This is a genomic window from Quisquiliibacterium sp. (assembly GCF_982640115.1).
Genome location: NZ_CEXFHW010000193.1, coordinates 1 through 7032, shown reverse-complemented (window position 1 = coordinate 7032; position 7032 = coordinate 1). Strand labels below are relative to the sequence as shown.

The 7032-nt window shown below is 71.3% G+C and carries 6 protein-coding genes; 3 read left to right on the top strand and 3 right to left on the bottom strand.

Features of this window, described 5'->3' with window-relative positions; genetic code table 11:
- Both ispF and ispD read right to left on the bottom strand, forming a co-directional pair.
- On the bottom strand, positions 1 to 437 hold a 437-nt coding region (ispF, locus tag AC2H6A_RS16680), incomplete at its 3' end, for a 2-C-methyl-D-erythritol 2,4-cyclodiphosphate synthase (protein ID WP_484274841.1).
- 27 nt (positions 438 to 464) lie between these two features.
- The gene (gene ispD, locus AC2H6A_RS16675) at positions 465 to 1220 is read right to left on the bottom strand and encodes a 2-C-methyl-D-erythritol 4-phosphate cytidylyltransferase (RefSeq protein ID WP_484274840.1); all 756 of its coding nucleotides are present in this window, start codon (positions 1218 to 1220) and stop codon (positions 465 to 467) included.
- A gap of 49 nt (positions 1221 to 1269) precedes the next feature.
- Here ispD and mfd point away from each other — a divergent pair, with 49 nt between their 5' ends.
- Together mfd and serB are read left to right on the top strand one after the other, a co-directional pair.
- A complete protein-coding gene (mfd, locus tag AC2H6A_RS16670; RefSeq protein ID WP_484274839.1) occupies positions 1270 to 4770 on the top strand; it encodes a transcription-repair coupling factor in 3501 nt (1166 codons plus the stop codon).
- Positions 4767 to 5633, top strand: coding sequence for a phosphoserine phosphatase SerB (serB, locus tag AC2H6A_RS16665; protein ID WP_484274838.1), 867 nt, complete (start codon positions 4767 to 4769; stop codon positions 5631 to 5633). The genes mfd and serB overlap by 4 nt, the downstream gene beginning before the upstream one ends.
- 5 nt (positions 5634 to 5638) lie before the next feature.
- On the opposite strand, the gene AC2H6A_RS16660 is transcribed toward serB, so the two are convergent.
- Positions 5639 to 6493, bottom strand: a complete 855-nt coding sequence (locus AC2H6A_RS16660; RefSeq protein ID WP_484274837.1) for an SDR family NAD(P)-dependent oxidoreductase — start codon at positions 6491 to 6493, stop codon at positions 5639 to 5641.
- A 199-nt stretch (positions 6494 to 6692) separates the two neighbouring features.
- Between AC2H6A_RS16660 and AC2H6A_RS16655 the strand changes: the two genes are divergently transcribed.
- Positions 6693 to 7032, top strand: a 340-nt coding sequence (locus tag AC2H6A_RS16655; RefSeq protein ID WP_484274836.1) for a (2Fe-2S)-binding protein, incomplete at its 3' end; no start/stop codon positions are given.

Sequence of the window (7032 nt, the reverse complement as noted above, 5' to 3'; positions counted from 1 at the left end):
AGGCGCTCGTGGGTCTTGGCCTTGATGTTCACATCCGCGAGGCTCACGCCAAGATCGGCCGCGAGATTGGCCTGCATCGCCGCCACATGGGGCGCCATCTTCGGCGCCTGGGCGACGATCGTGCAGTCGACATTGCCCACGCGCCACCCGGCCTCGCGCACCAGGGCCAGCGCGCCGCGCAGCAGCGCGCGGCTGTCGGCGCCGCGCCAGCGCGGATCGGTGTCGGGGAAGTGTCGGCCGATGTCGCCGAGCGCGGCCGCGCCGAGCAGGGCATCGGTGACCGCGTGCAGCAGGGCGTCGGCGTCGGAGTGACCGAGCAGACCGGTGGCATGGGGGATGCGTACGCCGCCAAGGATGAGCAGACGCCCCGGCACCAGCGCGTGGACATCGTAGCCCTGGCCGATGCGAAAAGGGGCTGACGCGGGGGAGGCGGACATGGCGGCGACTTTCGCGTTGGGGTCAGGTCAGACCGGGCCGGTGCGGCCCAGCCAGGCGCCCATCAGGGCGAGATCGTCGGCGGTGGTGACCTTGAAGTTCTGACGCTCGCCGCGCACCAGCCTTGGCATGAGCCCCTCGGCCTCGACCGCCGCGGCTTCATCGGTGACCTCGGGATGGCGCTGCAGTGCGGGCAGGAGTACGCCGTGACGAAACATCTGCGGGGTCTGGGCAAGCCACAGACCGTCGCGCGACAGCGTGGCCGCCACCCGCGACACGGGCGGCGAATCAGACGAGCCGGCGGGGCCGCCGACCTGGGAAGCGGCGCGCTTGACGGTATCGCTCACCGGCACCGCGAGCAACCCGCCCACGGCATCATCGGCAAGCTCGGCGTGCAGGCGCTGCAGGCTCGCGGCATCGAGCGCCGGCCGGGCGGCATCATGGACCAGCACCCAGTCCCGGGCTTGCCAGTCAATGCCCGGGGCCTGCACCCCGGCCAGCACGGAATCGCGCCGGGTGGCGCCGCCCACCGGCAGCACCCGCAGGCGCGGCCGTGGCCCGAGCAGGGCCTGCGCGCGCGCATCGCCGGGCGAGACCACCACCGTGACGGTCGCGATGAAGGGCGCATCGAGCAGCGCCTGGACCGACCACTCAAGCAGCGATCGCCCGGCGAGCAGCAGGTACTGCTTGGGCAGCGCGGCCCCGAGGCGGCTGCCGCTGCCCGCGGCAGGGACCACGGCGTGGCAACGGGCGGGCTCGGGCATGGTCGGTCGGGTGGGGGCCATCGGCTAGAATTCTAGCTTTGCCGCGCCGCGCCTTCGCGCGCCCCCCGAATTGAATTCCGTCGTCCAGACGCCCGACGCGGCCAGCGCACTTGCCGCCGCCCTCGCGGCCATTCCCGTCCAGCCCCGTCCGGGCACCCACTTCACGCTCGGTGCGCAGCCCGGCGTGGGCGATGCCCTGCTGATCGCCGCGCTGGCCCGGCGCCTGATCGCCCAGGCAACGGGCAGCGAGGAGCGGCGCACGCTCGCCGTGCTCACTGCCAGCGCGCTCGACGCCCAGCGGCTCGCCGCCGAGATCGCCTGGTTCGACCCCGCTCTGCGGGTACGCCTGCTCCCAGACTGGGAGACCCTGCCCTACGACAGCTTCTCGCCACACCAGGACCTGATTTCCGAGCGCCTGGACACGCTCTACACGCTGCAGCAGGGCGGCTGCGACCTGATCGTGCTGGCCGCCACCTCGGCACTGCAGCGGCTCGCGCCGGCCTCTTTCCTCGCCTCGCACACCTTCCACTTCCGCAAGGGCCAGCGCCTGGACGAAGCCCGCCTGCGCGCGCAGCTGGTGCTCGCCGGCTACGACCCGGTCTCGCAGGTGGTGCGCCCGGGCGAATACAGCGTGCGCGGCGGGCTGATCGATCTCTTCCCGATGGGCGCCACCCTGCCCTATCGCCTGGACCTGTTCGGCGACGAGCTCGAGTCCATCCGCACCTTCGATCCCGACACGCAGCGCAGCCTCTATCCCATCGACACCGTGCGCCTGCTGCCCGGGCGGGAATTCCCGATGGACGAGGCGGCGCGCACCGCCTTTCGCGGCCGCTGGCGGGAGCGCTTCGAGGGCGACCCCTCGCGTTCGTCGGTCTACCGCGACATCGGCAACGGCATCGCGCCAGCCGGCATCGAGTACTGGCTGCCGCTCTTCTTCGAGACCACCGCCAGCCTGTTCGACTATCTCGGCGAAGGCTCGGTGGTGCTCACCCACGGTGATGTCCAGGCCGCCGTGCAGGCCTTCAGCCAGGACACCACCCAGCGCCACAAGTTCCTCGCCCACGACAGCCAGCGGCCACTGCTGCGGCCCGACGAGCTGTTCCTGAACGCCGAACAGCTCTTCCTGCAGGCCGGTCAGTTCGGCCGCTTCTCGATCAACCCCGGCGGCGGGCGCTGGGCAACCACGCTGCCGCCGGTGATGGTCAACCGCCGCGCCGAGCAGCCGCTGGCGGCGCTCGAACAGTTCCTGCTCGACTCGCCGCGCCGCAAGCTCATCCTGGCCGAATCCGCCGGCCGGCGCGAGACCCTCACCCAGCTCTTCGCCGAGCACCGGCTGCTCGCCGGCATGGGCGCCGACCTGCCGCAGCTCGATGGCTGGGCGGCCTTCCTCGGCGGCAACCACGAGATCGCGCTCGGCGTCGGCCCGCTGCACGCCGGCTTCACCCTGCCCGCGCTGGGCATCGACCTGATCACCGAGGCGGAGCTCTTCGCCGGCGTGGCCCGCCGCGGCGCCCGCGGCCGCCGCGAGACCCAGACCGATGTCGACGCGATCATCCGCGACCTCTCCGAGCTCAAGCCCGGCGATCCGGTGGTGCATGCCCAGCACGGCATCGGCCGCTACCAGGGCCTGATCAACCTCGACCTCGGCGACGGCCCCACCGAGTTCCTGCATCTCACCTACGCTGGCGACAGCACGCTCTATGTGCCGGTGTCGCAGCTGCATGTGATCGGCCGCTACAGCGGCGCGGCGCCCGAGGACGCGCCCCTGCACCAGCTCGGCTCGGGCCAGTGGGAGAAGGCGCGTCGCCGCGCCGCCCAGCAGGCCCGCGACGCCGCCGCCGAACTGCTCAACCTCTATGCCCGTCGCGCGCTGCGCGAGGGGCATGCCTTCCGCTTCAAGGCCCAGGACTACGAGGCCTTCGCCGAGGGCTTCGGCTTCGAGGAGACACCCGACCAGCTCGCCGCCATCCACGCGGTCATGCAGGACATGGTCTCGGGCAAGCCCATGGACCGGCTGGTGTGCGGCGATGTCGGCTTCGGCAAGACCGAGGTCGCGCTGCGCGCCGCCTTCGTGGCGGTGGCCGACGGCCGGCAGGTGGCGGTGCTCGCGCCCACCACCCTGCTCGCCGAACAGCACCATCAGACCTTCTCGGACCGATTCGCCAACTGGCCGGTGCGCATCGCCGAGCTCTCGCGCTTCAAGTCCTCGCGCGAGGTGAAGGCCGCCATCGAAGGCATCAACGAGGGTCGGGTCGACATCGTCATCGGCACCCACAAGCTGCTCTCGGGCGATCTGAAGTTCCCCAGGCTGGGGCTGGTGATCATCGATGAGGAGCACCGCTTCGGGGTGCGGCAGAAGGAGGCGCTGAAGTCGCTGCGCGCCGAGGTCGATGTGCTCACCCTCACCGCCACGCCCATTCCCCGCACCCTGGCGATGAGCCTGGAGGGCATACGCGATTTCTCGGTGATCGCCACCGCGCCGCAGAAGCGGCTGGCGATCAAGACCTTCGTGCGCCGCGAGAGCGAGGGCACCATCCGCGAGGCCCTGCTGCGCGAGCTCAAGCGCGGCGGCCAGGTCTACTTCCTGCACAACGAAGTCGACACCATCGAGAACCGGCGGCGCGCCCTCGAGGCCCTGGTGCCCGAGGCCCGCATCGCGGTGGCCCACGGCCAGATGCCCGAGCGCGAGCTCGAGCGGGTGATGCGCGAGTTCCATCAGCAGCGCTTCAATGTGCTGCTGTGCACCACCATCATCGAGACCGGCATCGATGTGCCCAGCGCCAACACCATCGTGATGCACCGCGCCGACCGCTTCGGGCTGGCGCAGCTGCACCAGCTGCGCGGCCGGGTCGGTCGCTCGCATCACCAGGCGTACGCCTACCTGCTCATCCCCGACGAGACCGCCATCACCAAGGACGCCAGCAAGCGCCTGGAGGCCATCCAGATGATGGAGGAGCTCGGCTCGGGCTTCTACCTGGCCATGCACGACCTCGAGATCCGTGGCGCGGGTCAGGTGCTGGGCGATGACCAGTCGGGCGAGATGCAGGAGGTGGGCTTCGCCCTCTACACCGAGATGCTCAACGAGGCGGTGCGCTCGCTGAAGGCCGGCCGCGAGCCGGATCTCTCGGCGCCGCTGGCGGCCACCACCGAGATCAAGCTGCACCTTCCCGCGCTGCTGCCGGCCGACTACTGCGCCGATGTGCACGAGCGGCTCACCCTCTACAAGCGGCTGGCGAGCTGCGAGCGCCCCGATGCGCTGGAGGCCATCCAGGAGGAGCTGGTCGACCGCTTCGGCAAGCTGCCCGATGCCGCGCGCGCGCTGATCGAGACCCACCGCCTGCGCATCCAGTGCCAGCCGATGGGCATCGTGCGCATCGATGCCGCAGCCGAGGCGGTGCAGTTCCAGTTCGTGCCCAACCCGCCGATCCCGCCGGAGCGGATCATCCGCTTCATCCAGAGCCGGCGCGATGCCCGGCTGGCCGGCCCCGACCGTCTTCGGCTGACCGTCGCCTCCACCGATCTGAGCACGCGGCTGCAGCGCATCCGCGAGGTGCTCAAGGCCCTGACATGAACCTCGTCATCCAGCACCCCGCCCTGTCGCCGGCCACCGTGGCGGCGATCGCCGCGGAGATCGGCGCCAGCCCGCGCGACATCGGCCCGCACAGCGCGCGGCTGGCCGCGTCCGCCCTGATGGACCGCGCCGCGGTCGCCGAGCTCGCCGGCCGGCATGGCGTGGACATCGCGCTGGTGCCCGGCGGTCGCCGGCTGTCCGATCATCGGCTCATCGCCTTCGACATGGACTCCACGCTGATCACCATCGAGTGCGTGGACGAGATCGCCGATTTCGTCGGCCGCAAGGCCGAGGTCGCGGCGATCACCGAAGCGGCCATGCGCGGCGAGATCACCGACTATGTCGAGAGCCTGCGCCGCCGGGTGGCGCTGCTTGCCGGCCTGCCCGAGCGCGCGCTGAGCGAGGTCTACGAGCAGCGGCTCGCGCTCACGCCGGGCGCGCAGCGGCTGATCGACGGCGCGAAGGCGGCCGGCCTGCAGGTGCTGCTGGTGTCGGGCGGCTTCACCTTCTTCACCGAGCGGCTCAAGGCCCGGCTCGGCCTGGATCACACCCGGGCCAACCAGCTGGTGGTGCGCGACGGCCGTCTCACCGGCGAGCTGGCCGGCGAGGTGGTCGATGCCCGGGTCAAGCGCGAGACCGTGCTGGCGCTGTGCGAGCGGCTGGGCTGCGCGCCGCAGCAGGCCATCGTGGTGGGCGATGGCGCCAACGACCTGCAGATGATGGCCGTGGCCGGCGTGTCGGTGGCCTACCGCGCCAAGCCGGTGGTGCGCGCGCAGACCACGCACGCCCTGAACCATTGCGGCCTGGATGCCATCCTCAACTGCTTCGAGGACAGCTACGGCGCGCCGGTCTCGGCGCCCTGAACGGCTCAGCCCCGCGGCGCCAGCGTGGGGTTGCGCCCTTCGATGATGTCGGTCATGCGGGTGCGGATCAGCGCGTGCAGGCTGTCCTGCGCCGGCACGATGTAGAAACGGTCGGCCTGCACCGCATCGCGCACCGCCTCGGCCACGCGAGCCGGATCCCACCCAGCCTCGAGCGCCTGCCGGAAGCCCACCTCCCAGCGCTGCAGGTCATCGCGCATGGTGGTGAGCCGAGTGCGGCCGAGTGCCGCCGGACGGTTGCGCTCGGCGTCCATGATGCGGGTGCGGATCAGGCCCGGACACAGCACCGAGGCCGAGACCTTCGCCCCGAGGGTACGCAGGTCCTTGTACAGGCCCTCGCTCAGGCAGGTGACCGCATTCTTGGAGACATGGTACGGATTGGCACCGGTGAGCAGACCGGCCACCGAGGCGGTGTTCACCACATGGCCCTCGTCGCCGCCCTCGAGCATGCGCGGCACGAACGCGCGCACGCCGTGCAGCACGCCCATGAGATTCACGCGCAGGATCCAGTCCCAGTCGGCCAGTGTGGACTCCCATGCCCGGGTGGGCAACGCGGGCGAGGCCACGCCCGCGTTGTTGCACAGCAGGTGCACCGCACCGTAGGTCTGCCAGGCGAGGTCGGCCAGCGCGTTCACCTGCGCCTCGTCGCCCACATCCACGCGGGCCGACACGGCCGTGGCGCCGGCCGCGCGCAATTCGGCCAGCGCCCGGGCGAGTGCCGCCTCCTCGATGTCGGCCATGACCAGCTTCATGCCTTCGCGCGCGAAGCCGTGCGCCATGGCCAGGCCGATGCCGCTGGCCGCGCCGGTGATCACCGCCACCCGTCCCGAGAGTTGCTGCATGGCCCGCGCTCCTTGCTGTGTCCTGTTGAGGGTGCCCGATTATGGGCGGCACCCGTAAGGCCCGCGCATGGCCGGCGCGGAACCCGGAACCGCCGCTGCGTCAGGCACAGCCTGGGCACAGCGCCAGCGGGGCGACTGAGGTAGATTCAGGCCAATCGCTCCCTCGACTCCCGACCGCCCTTTCCCGGAGGAACCCCGCATGCCCAGCCTCAATGTCAACGGCAAGACCCTGGAACACCAGGCCGATGACCAGACCCCGCTGCTGTGGGTCCTGCGCGAACACCTCGGCCTGACCGGCACCAAGTACGGCTGCGGCGTGGCGCAGTGCGGCGCCTGCACCGTGCACATCGACGGCGCGCCGGTGCGCTCCTGCGTGATGCCGGTGAGCGCGGTCGGCCCACGCAAGGTGGTCACCATCGAAGGCCTGTCGCCCGACGGCTCGCATCCGGTGCAGAAGGCCTGGCTCGCGCTCGACGTGCCGCAGTGCGGCTACTGCCAGTCGGGCATGATCATGGCCGCCGCCGCGCTGCTGGCCGACA

Coding starts and splice junctions, on each gene's coding strand:
- ispD (WP_484274840.1), bottom strand. CDS start 1,220: ATGGCCCCCACCCGACCGACCATGCCCGAGCCCGCCCGTTGCCACGCC.
- serB (WP_484274838.1), top strand. CDS start 4,767: ATGAACCTCGTCATCCAGCACCCCGCCCTGTCGCCGGCCACCGTGGCG.
- AC2H6A_RS16660 (WP_484274837.1), bottom strand. CDS start 6,493: ATGCAGCAACTCTCGGGACGGGTGGCGGTGATCACCGGCGCGGCCAGC.